Below are 18,954 nucleotides of genomic sequence, written 5' to 3' on the forward strand. Positions count from 1 at the left end.
AAGTGAACGGCTCGAAATGAGACCCGTCCGCGACTAGTGGTCTGCCCTGCCAGGGCGGACTGACCCTGACAGGAGAATTGTGGCTGGTAAACCACGCGTGCACGAGATCGCCGCTGAACTCGGCGTCGACAGCAAGTTCGCACTCGCGAAGCTCAAGGAGCTCGGCGAGTTCGTGAAGAGTCCCTCATCGACCATCGAGCCGCCGGTGGCGCGCAAGCTTCGCGCTGCCATCGCCGCCGATCCGTCGGCGAAGCCGGCCGCCAAGGCCGACGAGAAGCCCGCCGCCAAGGCGCCCGCTTCCGCTCCCAGGCCCGGCGCCCCCGTGCCCGGCCCGAAGCCCGGCCCCGCCAAGCCCGCAGCGCCTCAGGCTCCGGCCGCCGCGCCCGAGCAGTCCGCCCCCGAGCAGGCGGCGCCCGCAGCCGAGGAGAAGCCCGCGGCTCCGGCCCCGGGTGCGGCCAAGCCCGCAGCCCCCAAGCCGGGCGGCGGTGGCGCACCCAAGCCGGGTGCTCCGCGCCCCGGCAACAACCCGTTCTCGTCCGCGCAGGGCATGGGTCAGCGTCCGGCGGGTCCCCGCCCGGGCAACAACCCGTTCGCCTCCGCGCAGGGCATGGGCCAGCGTCCGACCCCGGGCAACATCCCGCGGCCGCAGGCTCCGCGTCCCGGCTCCCCGCGCATCGGCGCGCCTCGCCCCGGTCGTCCCGGTGGCGCGCGCGGCGGTCAGGGTGCTCGTCCCGGCGCACCGTTCCAGCAGCGCTCCGGCGGCCCCGGTCGTCCGGGTGCAGGTGCCGGCGCCGGTGCAGGTGGCGGTTTCCAGCGTCCCGGTGGCGGCGGCGGCTTCGCCGGTCGCCCCGGTGGTGGTGGCGGCCGTGGCCGCGGTCCCGGCGGTGGCACCGCCGGTGCCTTCGGCAAGGGCGGCGGCAAGAGCAAGCAGCGCAAGTCGCGTCGGGCGAAGCGGCAGGAATTCGAGATGCGGTCGGCGCCGGTCGTCGGCGGCGTCAACGTCTCCAAGGGCAACGGCGAGACGATCCGCCTGCGTCGCGGTGCATCGATCGCCGACTTCGCGGACAAGCTCGAGGCACTGAACGGCTACACCGTCCAGCCCGGCACGCTCGTCACCATCCTGTTCAACCTGGGCGAGATGGCCACGGCGACCGAGTCGCTGGACGAGGCGACCTTCGAGGTCCTCGGTGCCGAGCTCGGCTACAAGATCCAGATGGTCTCGCCCGAGGACGAGGACAAGGAGCTCCTCGAGGGCTTCGGCCTCAACCTCGAGCAGGAGCTCGAGGAGGAGGACGAGGACGACCTCGAGATCCGTCCTCCCGTGGTCACCGTCATGGGTCACGTCGACCACGGTAAGACCCGCCTGCTGGACGCGATCCGTCAGACGAACGTCATCGAGGGCGAGGCCGGCGGCATCACCCAGCACATCGGTGCGTACCAGATCTGGACCGAGCACGACGGCATCGAGCGTGCGGTCACCTTCATCGACACCCCGGGTCACGAGGCGTTCACCGCCATGCGTGCCCGTGGTGCGCAGGTGACCGACATCGCGATCCTCGTGGTCGCCGCCGACGACGGCATCATGCCGCAGACGGTGGAGGCGCTGAACCACGCCCAGGCGGCCCAGGTGCCGATCGTGGTCGCGGTCAACAAGGTCGACAAGCCCGAGGCCAACCCCGCCAAGGTGCGCCAGCAGCTCACCGAGTACGGTCTGGTCGCCGAGGAGTACGGCGGAGACGTGATGTTCGTCGACGTGTCGGCCCGTCAGGGCACCGGCATCCAGGAGCTCATCGACGCCGTCCTGCTGACGGCCGACGCGGGCCTGGACCTCACAGCCAACCCGAACAAGGCGGCGCGAGGCGTCGCGATCGAGGCGAAGCTCGACAAGGGCCGCGGTTCGGTCGCCACGGTGCTCATCCAGTCCGGAACGCTGCGCGTCGGCGATGCGATCGTCGCGGGCACCGCGTACGGCCGCGTCCGCGCCATGCTCGACGAGAACGGCGAGACCGTCACCGAGGCGGCGCCTTCGCGTCCGGTTCAGGTGCAGGGTCTGAACTCCGTGCCCCGCGCCGGTGACACCTTCATCGTCACCGACGAGGACCGCATGGCTCGCCAGATCGCCGAGAAGCGCGAAGCCGTCGAGCGCAACGCCCAGCTGGCCAAGGCCCGCAAGCGCATCTCGCTCGAGGACTTCACCCGTGCTCTCGAAGAGGGCAAGGTCGAGACGCTCAACCTCATCATCAAGGGCGACGTGTCCGGTGCCGTCGAGGCGCTGGAGGAGTCGCTGCTCAAGATCGAGGTCGACGACTCGGTGCAGCTGCGCATCATCCACCGCGGTGTCGGCGCCATCACCGAGTCGGACGTCAACCTCGCGACGATCGACAACGCGATCATCGTGGGCTTCAACGTCCGTCCGGATGCGAAGGCACGCGAGGCGTCCAACCGCGAAGGCGTGGACATCCGCTTCTACTCGGTGATCTACTCGGCCATCGAGGAGATCGAGAACTCCCTCAAGGGCATGCTCAAGCCGGAGTTCGAAGAGGTCCAGTCGGGTGTCGCCGAGATCCGCGAGGTGTTCCGCTCGTCGAAGTTCGGCAACATCGCCGGTGTCATCGTCCGCTCGGGAACGATCACGCGCAACGCCAAGGCGCGCGTCATCCGCGACGGCGTCGTCATCGCCGATGGCCTGGCCATCGAGTCGCTGCGCCGCTTCAAGGATGACGTCACCGAGGTCCGCACGGACTTCGAGGCCGGTATCGGCCTGGGCAAGTACAACGACATCCAGATCGGCGACGAGATCGAGACCACGGAGATGGTCGAGAAGCCTCGAGGCTGATCCGAAAGACAGCGATGAGGGGCGCCTGCGGGCGCCCCTCATCAGTCACACAGGGAGTGGGAAATGGCTGGAGAACGACAGGCCCGGCTGGCGGATCGCATCCGCGTCATCCTCGCCGAGCGCCTCGAGAAGGGGCTGCGCGACCCGCGCCTCGGGTTCGTGACCATCACCGACGTGCGCGTCTCAGGTGACCTCCAGCACGCATCCGTGTTCTACACGGTGCTGGGCTCCGATGAGGAGCGCGTCGCGAGCGGTGCGGCGCTGAACTCGGCGACCGGGATGCTGCGCAAGGAGGTCGGACGCCAGCTGAACGTGCGTCTGGTGCCGACTCTCGAGTTCATCCCCGACGCGCTGCCCGAGACGGCGGGGCACATCGCCGACCTGCTTCGCCAGGCGCGCGAGCGCGACGCCGAGGTGGCGAAGCTCGCCGCCGGTGCCACGCACGCCGGAGACGCGGACCCCTACGTCCGCGACGCCGACGACGAGGACGACGAGGACCACCTCGACCGCTGACCCCTCCTTCCTTCCGCCGAAACCCCTCCTGAGCGTCGAGACCCCTCGTGAATCGCGCGAATCACGAGGGGTTTCGGCAACTGTGAGGGGTTTCGGCGGAGTGCGCGGGGGAGTCGCGGAGTCAGCGGGGGAGGAGCAGGGCGTTGTCGGCGGCCTCGACGAGGCCGTCGGCGATGAGCGAGTCGATCGCGCGGTCGCGCTGAGCGGCATCCGGCCAATCGGCCAGCACCTCATCGGCGGGCAGCCGATGGCCGTCGGCGTTTCGCAGAGCGCGCAGCACGCCACCGCGCGCCTGCCGATCCGAACCCTCGTACTTCGCCTGCCTGCGTCGGCCGTCACCCGTGTCGGGGCGGCCCTCGCGCAGCCAGGCGCAGCTCGCCGCGAGAGGACACTGCTCGCAGCGAGGTGATCGCGCCGTGCACACGGTCGCGCCGAGCTCCATCATCGCCGCGTTGAAGACCGCCGACTCCGCGTCGTCGTCCGGCAGCAGTGCTGCCATGCGGTGCAGATCGCGCTTCGAGGGGGCATCCGGCTGCGAGCGTCCGTCGAAGGCACGCGCGATCACCCGGCGCGTGTTCGTATCGACCACCGGATGCCGATCGCCGTAGTGGAACACCGCCACGGCGCGTGCGGTGTACTCGCCGATCCCCGACAGCGCCAGCAGAGCGTCGACGTCGCGCGGCACCGTGCCGTCGTGCCGTGCGACGACCTCCACCGCGGCGCGGTGCAGCCACAGTGCCCGGCGCGGGTACCCGAGGTTCGCCCACTGGTGCACCACCTCGGCGGGCGTGGCGGCGGCCATCGCATCCGGGGTCGGCCAGCGTTCCAGCCACGCCTCCAGATGGGGGATGACCCTGGCGACCGGGGTCTGCTGCAGCATGAACTCGCTGACCAGCGTGCCCCAGGCCCCGTAGGCGGCGTGGAATTCCGGACGGCGCCAGGGCAGATCTCGGGCCTCGCGCTGATACCACGCCGACACCACCGCCGGATCGGGGGAGATGGCGAGATCCACGGGCATCCCGCCAGCCTAGACGGCCCGCCCTCGAACCCGTCCATATGACGCAAAGTGCCGCTATCGTGCAGGTTTTGCGGGACTTTGCGCCATATAGACGCGGGGGAGCGGTGCTCGCGGCTCGGTAGGCTTGAGGAGTGGCATCACACGGCATCCTCCTCGTCGATAAGCCCGGCGGGCTGACCAGTCATGACGTGGTCGCCCGCACCCGCAGGGCGTTCGGCACCCGCAAGGTCGGCCACGCCGGCACGCTCGACCCCATGGCCACCGGCCTGCTGGTCATCGGCATCGAAGGCGCCACCCGGCTGCTGACCTACATCGTCGGCGCCGACAAGACCTACACGGCGACGATCCGCCTGGGCGCCCGCACCACCACCGACGACGCCGAGGGAGAGATCGTCGCGACGGCGGATGCCGCGGCCTGGGCACACGTCGACGACGCGGCCGTGCAGCGCGGCATCCGCGCCCTCACCGGCGCGATCTCGCAGGTTCCCAGCTCGGTCTCGGCCATCAAGGTCGGCGGCCGCCGCGCCTACGACCTGGTGCGCTCGGGCGAGGGCGTCGAACTCGCCGCCCGGCAGGTGACGGTGTCGCGGTTCGAGCTGCTGGCGCAGCGCCGTACCGACGGCTTCCTCGACCTCGACGTCGTCGTCGACTGCTCCTCGGGCACCTACATCCGGGCTCTCGCCCGCGATCTCGGCGACGGACTGGGCGTCGGCGGGCACCTCACCGCGCTGCGCCGCACCCGGGTCGGCGGCTTCGACGTGGCGGATGCCGTGGGCATCGACGACCTCGCCGGTGCGCGCACGCTCACCCCCGCCGAAGCGGCATCCCGCGTGCTGCCCGTCCTGCACGTCACCGCGGACGAGGCCCGCGACCTGCGTCAGGGCAAGCGGCTGGTGGGGCAGCGCGACAGGCTCACGGCATCCGAGGTCGCCGCCGTCGATCCCGACGGTGCTCTCGTCGGCGTCGTCGAGGCCAGAGGACACGACATCAAGAGCGCCATGAACATCGCGGAGGTGCAGGCGTGATCCTGTGGTTCACCGTCGTCCAGATCGCGGTGGCCTGTGCTGCCGGTCTGTTCTGCCTGACCGCCGGCTTCGCCGGCCGGCGCCCCAGCGACTACACCGTCGGCAGCGTGCTGCTGATCGAGGTGCTGCTGATCGCACAGGTCGTCGTCGCGATCGTCGCCCCCTTGGCGGGGAACCCGCCCACCGGCGATCTGCTCGAGTACTGGGTGTACCTGATCGGCGCACTGCTGCTGCCGGTCGGCGGGGTGCTGTGGGCGCTGCTGGATCGCAGCAGGTGGAGCACGGTCGTCCTCGGCGTCGTCGGCTTCGCGCTGGCGATCATGCTGTGGCGCATGCAGACGATCTGGACCGTGCAGATCGCATGAGCGCGGCGGATTAGGATGGTGGACGCAATGTCCCACACCGATGTCTCGCCCCAGGCCCCCGCGCGCACCCGGATGACGGGAATCGGCCGGGTCCTCGTCATCGTCTACGCGGTCATGGCGCTCGGCGCCACCGGACGCAGTTTCGTGCAGATCGTCCGCCGCTTCGACGAGGCGCCCCTCGCATACTCGCTGTCGGCCCTCGCCGCGGTCGTCTACATCCTCGCCACCCTCGCGCTGATCCTCGCGCATCGGCGCGGCTGGTACGCGGTCGCCTGGATCGCGATCGTCTTCGAGCTCAGCGGCGTGCTGATCGTCGGTTCGCTCAGCCTGCTCGTGCCGTCGCTGTTCGGGCATGACAGCGTGTGGTCGTACTTCGGCATGGGCTACGTCTTCATCCCGGTCGTGCTGCCCGTGCTGGGCCTGTGGTGGCTGCGCGTGCATCCCCCGAAGCAGGTGACGGCATGATCGTCTTCCGCGACCCGGCCGAGGTGCCGGCAGGATTCGGGCCGAGCGTCGTCGCGATCGGCAAGTTCGACGGCGTGCACGTCGGGCACCGCGTGGTGATCGAGCGCATGAAGGTCGACGCGCAGTCGGCGCACGCCAAGTCCGTCGCCGTCACCTTCGACCGCAACCCGCTCGAGGTGCTGCGCCCCGAGCTGTGCCCCGAGAACGTCGTCGCCACCCAGCGCAAGATCGAGCTGCTGGGCGAGCTGGGGATCGACGCCACCCTGGTGCTCACCTTCGACCGCGCTCTCGCCTCGCTCGAGGCCGAGGAGTTCGTCAAGCGCATCCTCGTCGACGCCCTGCAGGTCGTCACGGTGCTCGTCGGCCGCGACTTCCGGTTCGGGCGCGGCGGCAAGGGCGACCCCGAGCTGCTGCGTGAGCTGGGCCCGCAGTACGGCTTCACCGTCGACGTCGTCGAGGACGTGCACCCGGCCGGCGCCGATCGGCGGGTGTCGTCGAGCTGGATCCGCGAGCTGCTCGCGGCCGGCGATGTCGCGGGTGCCGCCGAGGTGCTGGGCCGGCCCGTCACCGTGACCGGCGAGGTCGTGCACGGACTCAAGCGCGGACGCGAACTCGGATTCCCCACCGCGAACCTGTCGGAGGTCATCGACGCACTCGCGCCGGCCGACGGGGTGTACGCCGGCTGGCTGGACGACCACGTCACCGGCATCCGGCATCCGGCCGCGATCTCGGTCGGCACCAACCCGACATTCGACGACGTGGAACGTCGTCAGGTCGAGGCGCACGTTCTCGGCGAATCGGGGCTCGACCTGTACGGTCACCGCGCCACGGTCGAGTTCACCGACCACCTGCGCGGTATGACCGCCTTCGACGGCATGGACGCGCTCATCGCGCAGATCGCTGCCGACGTCGCCGAGGCGCGCAGGCGACTCGGACTGACCTGACCGGCGCATTCCGCGCGGGATGCCGTAAACTGGCGCCGGGCACTCGTCGACGGCCGCAGCACGCGCGCAGACCGAGAGCCGCACTCCGCAAGGTCCTGGCTGGCGCCACACGCGGATCACAGTAGGAACCGAAGGGCTCTTCGGCACTTCGGCACTCACGCTCAGGAGGAGCATGCCGACCACGGCAACGGCCGCACCGCGGCGCAAGAAGACGTCTCGTCGTGACGAGGAGGCGCCGCTGATCCCGATCCTCGCGCGCAAGGTGCGAGAGATCGAGGCGAAGGCGCAGCGCGCCAAGCTGGGGCCCACCAATCGGGTCAAGTTCCAGGTGATCGCCTTCCTGGTGCGCGAGGAGCGCGCCCGCGTGAAGGCGGATGCCGAACTGACGGATGCCGCGCGCAGCGAGCTGCTCAAGCGTCTGGACGGCGTCGCGACGATCCTCGCCAAGACGGCCGCCCGCGACACGTCGCTGATCCAGCTGCTCGAGGCCGACCAGGCGACCTCGCCGGTCGCCAAGCGGATGCGCCGCGACTGGCTGCTCGAGTCGGGTGCGGAGCTCGCCCCCGAAGAGCTCGTCATCACCGACATCGCACCGGTGCGGGTCACGCCCGTCGTGCCCGCCGCTCTCGCCGAGAAGCAGGTCACCCCGCCCTCGGTCGAGTCGCGCCAGCTGGCCAACCCGTTCCTCGCCCCCGACCTCACTCCGCGCGCCGCCGCCGCACCGCGACGTCGCCTGGACGGCTGGGAGCTGATGGGGCCGCTGTACAAGGCGTTCGAGTCGGGTGCGGGCGGGGGAGCGGCCACCATGGAGCTGCCACCCACTCCCGAGTTCGACCAGGTCTCGCCCAAGGGGCGCGACATGATGGTGCACCAGTCGCGTTTCGTCGAGGCCGTTCGTGCCGGACACCGCAGCTTCCTGCTCGCCGATGAGCCGGGTCTCGGCAAGACCGCCCAGTCGGTGCTCGCGGCATCCGTCGCGAACGCCTACCCGCTGCTGGTGGTGGTGCCGAACGTCGTGAAGATGAACTGGGCCCGCGAGGTGGAGCTGTGGACGCCGCAGCGCCACGCGACCGTGATCCAGGGCGACGGCACCGACATCGATGCCTTCGCCGACGTGTTCATCGTGAACTACGAGATCCTCGACCGGCACCTGTCCTGGCTGGGCGCGATCGGCTTGAAGGGCATGGTCGTCGACGAGGCGCACTTCATCAAGAACCTCTCCTCGCAGCGTTCGCAGAACGTGCTCGCCCTCGCGTCGCGCATCCGTGAGCGCGAGCGCGATCCGCTGCTGCTCGCCCTCACCGGAACCCCGCTGATCAACGACGTCGAGGACTTCGACGCAATCTGGCGCTTCCTCGGCTGGACCAACGGCGAGAAGCCCGGCCCCGAGCTGATGGAGAAGCTCGACGCCACCGGCCTGACCCCGGCCGACAAGTCGTTCTACGGCGAGGCGCGCGAGGCCGTCATCTCGATGGGCATCGTCCGTCGCAAGAAGAAGGACGTCGCCGCCGATCTGCCGGACAAGCTCATCGCCGATCTGCCCGTGCAGCTCGACGACGAGTTCGGGCGCAGCATCCGTCAGGCCGAGCGCGAGCTGGGCGAGCGGATGGCGGCGAAGTACCGTCGGATCGTCGAGGCGCGCGCCGCGGCGGGCACCTCGAGCGCGGTCAGGACGTCGGCCGGGCGGATCGACGACGACATCGTGCGTCTCGTCGCGCACAACGAACTCGAGGAGTCGAAGGCCGCAGGCACCGGCGGCGACAACGTCTTCACGATGGTGCGCCGGATCGGCCAGGCTAAGGCGCTGCTGGCCGCCGACTACGCCGCGCAGCTGCAGCGCTCGGTCGAGAAGGTCGTCTTCTTCGCCAAGCACATCGACGTCATGGATCAGGCCGAGGCGCACTTCGCGGCATCCGGCATCAACGCTGTGTCCATCCGCGGCGACCAGTCGACGCCCGCCCGTCAGGAGGCGATCGATGCGTTCAACACGGATCCGTCCGTCGGAATCGCGGTCTGCTCGCTGACCGCAGCCGGTGTGGGGGTGAACCTGCAGGCGGCCTCGAACGTCGTGCTGGCCGAGCTCAGCTGGACGGCGGCCGAGCAGACGCAGGCGATCGACCGTGTGCACCGCATCGGTCAGGACGAGCCGGTGACGGCCTGGCGGATCATCGCGGCGCACACGATCGACACGAAGATCGCCGAGCTCATCGACCAGAAGCAGGGTCTCGCGGCCCGGGCACTCGACGGCGAGGCCGTCGAGGAGTCGGCGAGCGAGTCGGTGCAGCTGGCGGCACTCATGCACCTGCTGCGCGAGGCGCTCGGCGGAGCTTGATCGTCATCATCCTCGAAGAGGGCGTTAAGAACTTCGGTTCTTGGCGCCCTCTTTCGTGTCGGATGACATGATTCGCCCAAGAAGCGCCGGATCGATCTCGGTGCGGAGCAAGATCGTACGTTTTCACGTGGTGTGAATGGCGTCGCGCGGGGTTCCGCACTAGGGTCGAAGTCGGGCAGCGTCGCCTTTTCCCTCTTTCCCGAAGCACGAAGGCAGCAGCATGAAGATCGGCATTCTCACGAGCGGCGGCGACTGCCCCGGCCTGAACGCGGTCATCCGCGGAATCGTGCTCAAGGGCACGACCACCTACGACCTCGAGTTCGTCGGCATCCGCGACGGCTGGCGCGGCGTCGTCGAGGGGGACTTCTCGCCGCTGACCCGCCATGAGGTGAAGGGCCTGTCCAAGGTGGGCGGCACCATCCTCGGCACCAGCCGCACCAACCCGTACGAGACCAGCCGCGGCGGCGCCGAGAACATCGCGAACACGCTCGCGGCGCACGGCATCGACGGCATCGTCGCGATCGGCGGCGAGGGCACCCTGGCCGCCGCCGACCGACTCGCCAAGGACGGCATCAACGTGCTCGGGGTGCCGAAGACGATCGACAACGACCTGCGCGCGACCGACTACTCGTTCGGGTTCGATACCGCGGTGAACATCGCCACGGATGCCATGGACCGCCTGCGCACCACCGGCGACTCGCACCAGCGCTGCATGGTCGCAGAGGTCATGGGCCGTCACGTCGGCTGGATCGCCCTGCACGCGGGTATGGCAGCCGGCGCCCACGTCATCTGCATCCCCGAGGTGCCGATGTCGATGGACGAGATCTGCTCGCTCGTCTCGCGTGCCAACGACCGTGGCCGTGCGCCGCTGGTCGTCGTGTCCGAGGGCTTCACGCTCAAGGGTATGGACGAGGCGTACAGCGACAAGGGTCTGGATGCCTTCAACCGCCCGCGTCTCGGCGGCATCAGCGAGGTGCTTGCGCCTGAGATCGAGCGGATCACCGGCATCGAGACCCGTTCGACCGTTCTCGGGCACATCCAGCGCGGCGGCTCGCCCTCCGGCTTCGACCGCGTGCTCGCCACCCGCCTGGGGCTGAGCGCCGCCGACGCGCTCGTCGACGGCGCCTGGGGTCAGATGGTCGCTCTGCGCGGCACCGACATCGTGCGGGTGCCGTTCGAAGAGGCCCTCGGCGAGCTCAACACCGTGCCGCTGTCGCGCTACGAGGAGGCCGCAGCCCTGTTCGGCTGACCCGCCGCGCCCTGAGCGGTTCGGCATGCGCCCCTTCACCGATGTCTCACAAGATATGGGTGCGGGGCAGGCTCACCCGCCGCTTCTGAGACATCCTCCTCGTGCGTGTCACACAAGGTGCGGGTGCAGGGCGGCCCCACCCGCCAGTTCTGGGACATCCCTCTCTCATCGAGCGTGTCCCACAAGATGCGGGTGCCGGGCAGCCTCACCCGCAGGTTCTGAGACATGCGTGCGCACGTCACCGAAGTCCGGGATGCCAGCCGGCGGCGACGAGAGCCCTCGCGACCTTGTCGACGGCGATCCGAGGATCCGGACGCACGTGATGGCTGAGGATGCGCACATGATCCCAGTTCTGCCGGCGAATCGCGTCCCAGCGGTCGGCATCCTTCGCGAACTGCTCATCGGATGCATGCTGCCGGCCGTCGTACTCCGGGGCGACGCGATACTTCCGATACGCGAGGTCCAGACGCGCGATGAACGCGCCGGTCGAATCGCGCAGCTCGACGTTGAGATCCGGTTCCGGCAGTCCCGCACGCGTGAGCAGCAGCCGCAGGCGGGTCTCCTCAGGGCTCTCCGAGCCGACGCGGATCTCCTGCAGTGCGCGGACGAGTCGACCGCGCACATCACCGCCGGCGAGGACCTCCTCCCAGAGATCATCGATCGTAAGCAGTGAGTTGCGCGGGTGGACGAGGAAGTCGCCGGCGACGATGAGGTCGTCCACGCTCCAGTGAGCGACGGCCTGCCGCCACATGCGAGCGGGGTGTTCCACGGGGAGGCCCTGCACCGCCCACCGTGCCGGCTCCCGCTGTTGAAGGCGGTGGCCGATCACGCCTCGCCGTCGCGGCTGGGGATGCGGCCGCCGCACCGAGACATGCACCGCCCGTCTGGGGGCTGACGTGAAGGGCAGCGGCGTGCCCAGCAGCGCCAGACCGGTCTCGTGGCTGAAGAACTGATGCTCGGTCAATGCAGGAGCGATGCCTCTGATGTCGTCGAGCAGGACTCTCTTCAGCTCCTCCATGCGTGCTGCGGGCGTCGCATCCGTCAGGGGTGCCCTCGTCGTGAGCGCCGCAGGCGGAACCCGGACTCCTCGTGTCGGGGCGAGCAGATCCGCGGCTCTCAGGCGCGAGGCACTGACCCCGAGACGACGGGCAGTCGCCACGGCGAATGGGTCGGTGCGGAGGTTCAGTGGAAGGGGCGTCCGGTGAGACATGGCTCGATCTCAGCCCATCGCGGTGGGTCGTGGGATCCGCATTCCAGCGCCTGTGCACAACCGCGTCGATCCGCTCTCCTGTGCAGGAGGAACGCGCCACTGCGGCATGTCCGAGAAGGTGCGGGTCGTCGGCGCGGTGAGTAGCGCCTTCTGGGACATGCACCCGGATGGTGTCGCAGAAGATGCGGGTGCCGGGAACCGGCACCCGCATCTTGTGGGACATGGTGGGAATGAGGCGCGGGCCTGCAGTCGGCCGGCAGTTTCGACCGAGACACGCCGCGGGAAGACGCGCCCCTCCAGCAGGCCGGCTTCAGCCGGCGAGGCCCAGCACGTCGAGCATCCAGGCGATCTCGAACGCCCGCTCGCGCCAGGCGTTGTACCGTCCGCTCACGCCGCCGTGCCCGGCGGACATCTCGCACTTGAGGATGACGTCCTGCGCGCCGGCGTACCGCAGCGCGGCCACCCACTTGGCGGGCTCGACGTACAGCACCCGGGTGTCGTTCAGCGAGGTCATCGCCAGGATCCGCGGATAGGCGGTGCCGGGTCGGATGTTCTCGTACGGCGTGTACGTCTTCATGTAGGCGTAGACCTCGGGGTCGTGCAGCGGGTCGCCCCACTCGTCCCACTCCACGACGGTCAGCGGCAGCGACGGGTCGAGGATCGACGTCAGAGCGTCGACGAACGGCACGCTGGCGAGGATGCCGGCGAACAGCTCGGGCGCGAGGTTCGCCACCGCTCCCATCAGCAGACCGCCGGCGCTGCCGCCCTCGGCGACCATCCGTTCGGGGGTCGTCACGCCGGTGTCGACGAGGTGGCGACCGCAGGCGATGAAGTCGGTGAAGGTGTTGCGCTTGCTGAGCTCCTTGCCGTCCTCGTACCAGTGCCTGCCCATCTCTCCACCGCCGCGCACGTGGGCGACGGCGAAGACGACGCCGCGGTCGAGCAGCGACAGCCGCATGGTCGAGAAGCCGGGGTCGATCGAGTGCTCGTACGAGCCGTACCCGTACAGGTGCACCGGGCGCACCTCCCCACCCGGATCTCCGAACGAGCGCTTCCAGACCAGCGAGATCGGCACCCGCACTCCGTCGGGCGCGGTCGCCCACTCGCGACGCTGCCCGTACTCCGCCGGGTCGTACCCACCCAGCACGGGCTGCTGCTTGCGCACGTGCTTCACCCCGGTCGACGGCTCGAGGTCGAGCACGGTCGACGGCGTCACGAACGACGCGTAGCCCATCCGCAGGAACGGCGAGTGCCACTCCGGGTTGCCGCTGAAGTACGCCTCGTACAGCGGCTCGTCGAACCCGACGACGTCGAGTTCACCGGTGCGGTAGTCGAGCAGCGCCGCGTGCGGCATCCCGTCGGTGCGGAACTCCACCGTCGCGAAATCGCGGAAGCAGTCCACATCGAGCAGCCGGCGCCCGGGAGTGTGGGGGAGCAGCACCTGCCGGTCGCCCTGCGGGTCGGATGCCGCCACCGAGACGAGCTCGAAGTCCAGGGCCCCGTCATTGTGCAGGATCAGCAGTCGGTCCTCGCCGTCGACGACGGCGTGGTCGACGGCGTACTCGACTCCGTCACGACGCGGCCAGACGACCTGCGGGGCCGAGGTCGGGTCGGCGAGATCGACGAGCAGCTCCTCGCTGGTGATCTTCGATCCGAGCCCGATCACGAGGTACTTCCGGCTGCGGGTGATGCCGGCGCCCAGCCAGAACCGCTCGTCGGGCTCATGGAACAGCTTCACGTCATCGTCGGCGGGGGTGCCGATGCGGTGCAGCCAGAGGGTGTCGGGCCGCCACGCGTCATCGCGCGTGGTGTAGATCACCGACTGCCCGTCGGGGGTCAGGAACGCCTGCCCTGTGTTCTCGATCACGTCGGCGAGCCGCTCGCCCGAGCCGAGGTCGCGCACGTGCACCGTGTACAGCTCCGAGCCCTCGAGGTCGACCGACCACAGCATCCGCGAGCCGTCCTCCGACATGTCGAACGCGCCCAGCGAGAAGAACTCGTGACCCTCGGCCTCGGCGTTACCGTCGAGCAGCACCACCTCGCCCTGCACGGGGACACCCGGCTCGAGAACGGGAGGCGTCCAGACGTCGCCGATCGCCGCGGTGCGGCACTGGATGCCGTACTGCGCGCCCTCCTCGGTGCGGGCGTAGTACCACCAGTCGCCGCGACGGGTCGGCACCGACAGATCGGTCTCGAGCACCCGCGCCTTGACCTCCTGGAACACGGTCTCGCGCAGAGCGCCGAGGTGCTCGGTGCGGGCCTCGGCGTAGTCGTTCTCGGCTTCGAGGTGCGCGATCACCTCGGCATCCTCCTTCGCCCTGAGCCATTCGTACGCGTCCTCGAACGCGTCGCCGTGGTGGGTGCGGGTGATCGGACGTCGGGCCGCGGCGGGCGGCGGCATGCGGGAATCGCTCACTCCTCAACGCTAGCGGAGCGGTCCCCGCCGGGGCCGAGGGTGCGGGGTGAAGTTGACCGACGGGGACCCGGGTGGGAGGATTCAGGCGGGCCCGTTAACGGAACATGAACCCACGGTGAACTCTTCGTTCGTCACGCCGCCGCGGCGGCATCCCCTCCTGGCAATCCCAACGAAAGAGAACGGTGGAAACCGCAGCCCTCGTCGTCGTGCTGGTCATTGCGCTGGCGCTCTTCTTCGATTTCACAAACGGATTCCACGACACCGCGAATGCGATGGCGACGCCCATCGCGACCGGTGCGCTGAAGCCCAAGACCGCCGTGCTGCTCGCGGCCGTGCTGAACCTCGTCGGCGCGTTCCTGTCGACCGAGGTCGCCAAGACCGTCTCGGGCGGCATCGTGAACGAGGGCGACATCTCCAACGCTCTGCTGCCGCAGCTGATCTTCGCCGGACTCATCGGCGCCATCACGTGGAACATGCTCACGTGGCTGCTCGGCCTGCCCTCCAGCTCGTCGCACGCCCTGTTCGGCGGTCTCATCGGCGCCACCCTCGTCGGTGTCGGCGTCTCGGGCATCAACTTCGGTGTCGTGATGTCGAAGGTCGTGCTTCCGGCTGTGATCGCCCCGCTGACCGCCGGGATCATCGCCTACACGGCGACGAAGGTGGCTTACGGGCTCACGCGTCGCTATGACGGCAAGCCCGACGGGCGCTCCGGCTTCCGCTGGGGTCAGATCTTCACCTCGTCGATGGTCGCCCTCGCGCACGGCACGAACGACGCGCAGAAGACGATGGGCGTGATCACGCTCGCGCTGATCACGGTCGGCTGGCAGACCGGCGACCCGAACAGCGAGAGCTACCACAACCCCGAGTTCTGGGTGATCGCAGCCTGTGCGTTCACGATCGCGCTGGGCACCTACCTCGGTGGATGGCGCATCATCCGCACACTCGGCAAGGGCCTGACTGAGGTCAAGCCGGCGCAGGGCTTCGCGGCCGAGAGCTCCACGGCCGCCACGATCCTCGCCTCGAGCGCCCTCGGCTTCGCGCTGTCGACCACCCAGGTCGCCTCCGGCTCGGTGATCGGATCGGGCCTGGGCCGCCGCGGCGCCAGCGTGCGCTGGCGCACGGCCGGGCGCATCGCGATCGGCTGGCTGCTCACCCTTCCGGCCGCCGGCGGTGTCGGTGGCCTCGCCGCACTGATCGTCGTCTGGCTGGGCGGCTGGGGCGTCGCGATCGACGCCGTCCTAGCTCTGATCGTGATCTTCGGCCTGTTCCTGCGCTCCCGCCGGGATGCCGTCACGCACGCCAACGCGATGAGCGACGTGGCCGCGTCCGGTCACGCCGTCGACCTTCCCGACGTACCTGGTCCGACCCGTCGCACCAGCCGCATCGAGCTGATGCGCGCGCTGGAGCGCGCCGAGCGCAAGGCCGATGAGGCTGAGCGTGCGGCACGTCGCGCCAAGAAGCTCAAGAAGGCGGGCGGCTCGCCCAGCGAGGTCAAGGCCGCGCGCAAGGCCGCCGAGAAGGCGGCGCAGAAGTATCAGGATGCCGAGAAGGCGGCGCAGGAGTGGGAGACCCTCAGCGCCAGCCGACGCGCGCGGGCCAAGCTCGCCGAGTGGGATCTCGCGATCGACGAGCAGGAGGACGCCCGATGAGCGTGGTGATCGACTGGGGCGCATTCCTGAACGTGTTCCTCGCCGCGATGATCGGCGCCGTCGCGACCGTGGTGTTCTACGCCCTCGGTCTGCGGATGCTGGTGCGCGCCGGTCGCGTGCCCGTCGTGACGCCGGCGGAGTTCACCGACGCGATCACCGTGCTCTCCGACAAGGAGATCCGCCGTGCGGAGAAGGCGGCGGCGAAGGCCGCACGCAAGAGCCCGCTGAGCGAGGGGCAGAAGACGCTGGCGTTCGGCGCGGCGATCCTCTTCTTCGTACTGTGCGGCGCGGCCGTGCTCGGCGGCATCCTACTCATCGTCATCGGCTTCTGATCGCGACGCACCGTCGGACGCGTCCGACGGCGGCGCAGCGCACGCACGCCGCCCCGGTCGCGCGTCATCGTGGATGTCGTCGTCCGGCCGTAGGCTGAGCGCATGGTCGATCTGCCCGTCTTCGGGCGCCACCAGCCGGCGTCCCACACGATCATCCACCTCAGCGACCCGCATTTCCTGGCCGACGGCGCCAGGCACGCCGGTGGCGCGGACAGTGAGGGGAACTTCGACCTCACGCTCGCGAGCGTCAGCCGGGTGCATCCGCATCCGTCCGCGATCGTCGTCACGGGAGACCTGACCGATCTCGGCGAGCCCGACGCCTACCGGCGTCTGCGCGCGGCGCTCGAGCCGGTGGCGGCGCAGCTGGGCTGCCCGATCATCTGGGTCGCGGGCAACCACGACGAGCGCCCCGCGCTGCGCGAGGGACTGCTCGACGGGCCGCCCACCCAGGATCCGGTGACAGGGGTGTGGGATCTCGACGGTCTGCGCCTGATCGCGCTCGACACGAGCATCCCCGGTTGGCATCACGGCGATGTCGACGAGCAGCAGCGCGAGTGGCTGGCCGGCGTGCTGTCCGAACCGGCTCCGCACGGCACGCTGCTGGCGATGCACCACCCGCCCCTGCCGGCGCACGTGCCGCTCTTCGACATCCTCGAGCTGCGCCACCAGGATGAACTGGCCGAGGTCATCCGCGGCACCGACGTGCGCGGCATCCTCGCCGGGCACCTGCACTACTCCTCATCCGGGATGTTCGCGGGCGTGCCGGTGAGCGTCGCCTCGTCGACCTGCTACACGATGAACCTCGGCAGAGCGGCCACCGAGGTCAACGGGATGGATGCCGCCCAGTCGTTCCAGCTCGTCCACGTGCGCCCCGAGACGATCACGCACACCGTGGTTCCGGTGGCCGATGCGCCCACCGGCGACTACTTCAGCGAGGAGTGGCTGCAGCAGATGGCGCGGCTGTCGCCGCAGCAGCGACTCGAGGTCTTCTCCCGCAAGCCGCCCGTGGCGCAGGCGTAGACTGGTGGCATCCCCCGAGTACTGATCGCCACTACCCACAAGGATGTGACATGGCCGTTGACGCGCCTGCCCTGACCCGTATTGAGACCGACTCGATCGGAAGCCTCGAGATCCCCGCTGACGCGTACTACGGCGTCCACACGCTGCGGGCCGAGCAGAACTTCCCGATCACGAAGAGGCCGATCTCCGTCTACCCCGACCTGATCCGGGCCCTCGCGATGGTCAAGCAGGCCAGCGCCCGCACGAACCGCGAGATCGGCGTGCTCGACGAGGTGCGCGCAGACCTCATCGACCGCGCTTCGCAGCGCGTCATCGACGGTGAGTTCCACGACCAGTTCGTGGTCGGCGTGATCCAGGGCGGCGCCGGTACGTCGACGAACATGAACGCCAACGAGGTCATCACGAACATCGCGCTCGAGATGGCCGGGCGTGAGAAGGGCGACTACGCGTACCTATCGCCGATCGACCACACCAACCGCAGCCAGTCCACCAACGACGTGTATCCGACGGCCGTGAAGATCGGCCTGTCGCTGAACCTGCGCTCGTTGCTCGACGAACTCGACCTGCTGCGCCGGTCGTTCCTGGGCAAGGCGGGGGAATTCCACGACATCCTCAAGGTGGGGCGCACCCAGTTGCAGGACGCCGTTCCGATGACGCTCGGTCAGGAGTTCCACGGCTTCGCCACGACGCTCGGCGAGGACCACAGCCGGCTCACCGAGAACGCCTCGCTGCTCACCGAGATCAACATGGGCGCGACCGCCATCGGCACCGGCATCACCACGCACCCCGACTACGCGGCGACAGTGCTGCGCCACCTGCGCGAGATCAGCGGGCTGAACCTCAGCACCGCCAGCGACCTGGTCGAGGCGACCAGCGACACCGGCGCCTTCATGTCGTTCTCGGCATCACTCAAGCGCAACGCGATCAAGCTGTCGAAGATCTGCAACGATCTGCGTCTGCTGTCGTCCGGTCCGCAGGCGGGCTTCGGCGAGATCAACCTGCCCGCCATGCAGGCCGGCTCGAGCATCATGCCGGGCAAGGTCAACCCGGTCATCCCCGAGGCGGTCAACCAGGTCGCCTTCGCGGTGGCGGGCGCCGACGTCACGGTCACCATGGCGGTCGAGGGCGGGCAGCTGCAGCTCAACGCCTTCGAGCCGGTGATCGCGCACTCGATCTTCCAGTCCATCACCTGGATGCGCCAGGCCATGTGGACGCTGCGCGTGAACTGCGTCGACGGCATCACCGCCAACCGCGAGCGTCTGGGCGCCATGGTCGGCGCCTCGGTGGGCGTCGTCACCGCGCTCACGCCGTTCATCGGCTACGCGGCCTCGGCGGCACTCGCGAAGACCGCGCTGCTGACCAACCGCAACATCGCCGACCTCGTCGTCGAGGCCGGCCTGATGTCGCGCGAAGAGGTCATGAAGCAGATCTCGCCCGCGCGGCTGTCGGGCCTCGAGGCCGTCACCTCGGTGATCCCGGTGATCGCCGCCGAGGACCTTCCGGAGAACTGATCCCCACGCCCACGAGCTGCGTCCTCACAGCACAGAAGGCGGATGCCGTACGGCATCCGCCTTCTGCAT

Annotated in this window: 15 protein-coding genes; 12 read left to right on the top strand and 3 right to left on the bottom strand. The window is 69.4% G+C overall.

From position 1 onward, the window contains the following. Nucleotides 1–79: 79 nt before the first annotated feature. Nucleotides 80–2,836: a translation initiation factor IF-2 gene (gene infB / locus H7694_RS06040; protein WP_227468313.1), complete on the top strand. Its 2,757-nt coding sequence runs from the start codon at nucleotides 80–82 to the stop codon at nucleotides 2,834–2,836. A gap of 63 nt (nucleotides 2,837–2,899) precedes the next feature. Further along, nucleotides 2,900–3,349, top strand: coding sequence for a 30S ribosome-binding factor RbfA (gene rbfA / locus H7694_RS06045; RefSeq protein ID WP_193598627.1), 450 nt, complete (start codon nucleotides 2,900–2,902; stop codon nucleotides 3,347–3,349). Between the two features lie 121 nt (nucleotides 3,350–3,470). On the opposite strand, the gene H7694_RS06050 is transcribed toward rbfA, so the two are convergent. Further along, nucleotides 3,471–4,367, bottom strand: coding sequence for an A/G-specific adenine glycosylase (locus H7694_RS06050; protein WP_193598628.1), 897 nt, complete (start codon nucleotides 4,365–4,367; stop codon nucleotides 3,471–3,473). A 131-nt stretch (nucleotides 4,368–4,498) separates the two neighbouring features. Here H7694_RS06050 and truB point away from each other — a divergent pair, with 131 nt between their 5' ends. From truB to H7694_RS06080, 6 genes are all read left to right on the top strand, one after another. Next, nucleotides 4,499–5,392 (top strand): tRNA pseudouridine(55) synthase TruB, encoded by an 894-nt coding sequence (gene truB / locus H7694_RS06055; protein ID WP_193598629.1) that lies wholly within the window; start codon nucleotides 4,499–4,501, stop codon nucleotides 5,390–5,392. Further along, nucleotides 5,389–5,757, top strand: a complete 369-nt coding sequence (locus H7694_RS06060; RefSeq protein WP_193598630.1) for a hypothetical protein — start codon at nucleotides 5,389–5,391, stop codon at nucleotides 5,755–5,757. The genes truB and H7694_RS06060 overlap by 4 nt, the downstream gene beginning before the upstream one ends. Before the next feature lie 27 nt (nucleotides 5,758–5,784). Beyond that, entirely contained in the window at nucleotides 5,785–6,222 is a 438-nt protein-coding gene (locus H7694_RS06065) for a hypothetical protein (protein WP_193598631.1), read from the top strand. Beyond that, nucleotides 6,219–7,166, top strand: coding sequence for a bifunctional riboflavin kinase/FAD synthetase (locus tag H7694_RS06070; protein WP_193598632.1), 948 nt, complete (start codon nucleotides 6,219–6,221; stop codon nucleotides 7,164–7,166). Before H7694_RS06065 ends, H7694_RS06070 begins: the two co-directional genes overlap by 4 nt. A 172-nt stretch (nucleotides 7,167–7,338) precedes the next feature. Further along, entirely contained in the window at nucleotides 7,339–9,498 is a 2,160-nt protein-coding gene (locus H7694_RS06075; RefSeq protein WP_193598633.1) for a DEAD/DEAH box helicase, read from the top strand. A 220-nt stretch (nucleotides 9,499–9,718) separates the two neighbouring features. Further along, the gene (locus H7694_RS06080; protein ID WP_193598634.1) at nucleotides 9,719–10,747 is read left to right on the top strand and encodes a 6-phosphofructokinase; all 1,029 of its coding nucleotides are present in this window, start codon (nucleotides 9,719–9,721) and stop codon (nucleotides 10,745–10,747) included. A 238-nt stretch (nucleotides 10,748–10,985) separates the two neighbouring features. Here the strand turns inward: H7694_RS06080 and H7694_RS06085 are convergent, their stop codons facing one another. After that, on the bottom strand, nucleotides 10,986–11,765 hold the full coding sequence (locus tag H7694_RS06085) for a hypothetical protein (RefSeq protein ID WP_193598635.1): 780 nt from the start codon (nucleotides 11,763–11,765) through the stop codon (nucleotides 10,986–10,988). A 502-nt stretch (nucleotides 11,766–12,267) separates the two neighbouring features. Then, a complete protein-coding gene (locus tag H7694_RS06090) occupies nucleotides 12,268–14,358 on the bottom strand; it encodes a S9 family peptidase (RefSeq protein ID WP_193599099.1) in 2,091 nt (696 codons plus the stop codon). Between the two features lie 197 nt (nucleotides 14,359–14,555). Between H7694_RS06090 and H7694_RS06095 the strand changes: the two genes are divergently transcribed. The 4 genes from H7694_RS06095 to H7694_RS06110 all read left to right on the top strand — a co-directional run bounded on the left by H7694_RS06095 (nucleotide 14,556) and on the right by H7694_RS06110 (nucleotide 18,885). Beyond that, a complete protein-coding gene (locus H7694_RS06095; RefSeq protein ID WP_193598636.1) occupies nucleotides 14,556–16,022 on the top strand; it encodes an inorganic phosphate transporter in 1,467 nt (488 codons plus the stop codon). Beyond that, entirely contained in the window at nucleotides 16,019–16,354 is a 336-nt protein-coding gene (locus tag H7694_RS06100) for a peptidase (RefSeq protein ID WP_193598637.1), read from the top strand. Before H7694_RS06095 ends, H7694_RS06100 begins: the two co-directional genes overlap by 4 nt. A gap of 102 nt (nucleotides 16,355–16,456) precedes the next feature. Continuing rightward, a complete protein-coding gene (locus H7694_RS06105) occupies nucleotides 16,457–17,374 on the top strand; it encodes a phosphodiesterase (RefSeq protein WP_193598638.1) in 918 nt (305 codons plus the stop codon). Nucleotides 17,375–17,424: 50 nt separating this feature from the next. Beyond that, nucleotides 17,425–18,885, top strand: coding sequence for an aspartate ammonia-lyase (locus H7694_RS06110; RefSeq protein ID WP_193598639.1), 1,461 nt, complete (start codon nucleotides 17,425–17,427; stop codon nucleotides 18,883–18,885). Nucleotides 18,886–18,954 lie beyond the last annotated feature (69 nt).

The organism is Microbacterium sp. YJN-G, from assembly GCF_015040615.1.
Taxonomy (GTDB): domain Bacteria; phylum Actinomycetota; class Actinomycetes; order Actinomycetales; family Microbacteriaceae; genus Microbacterium.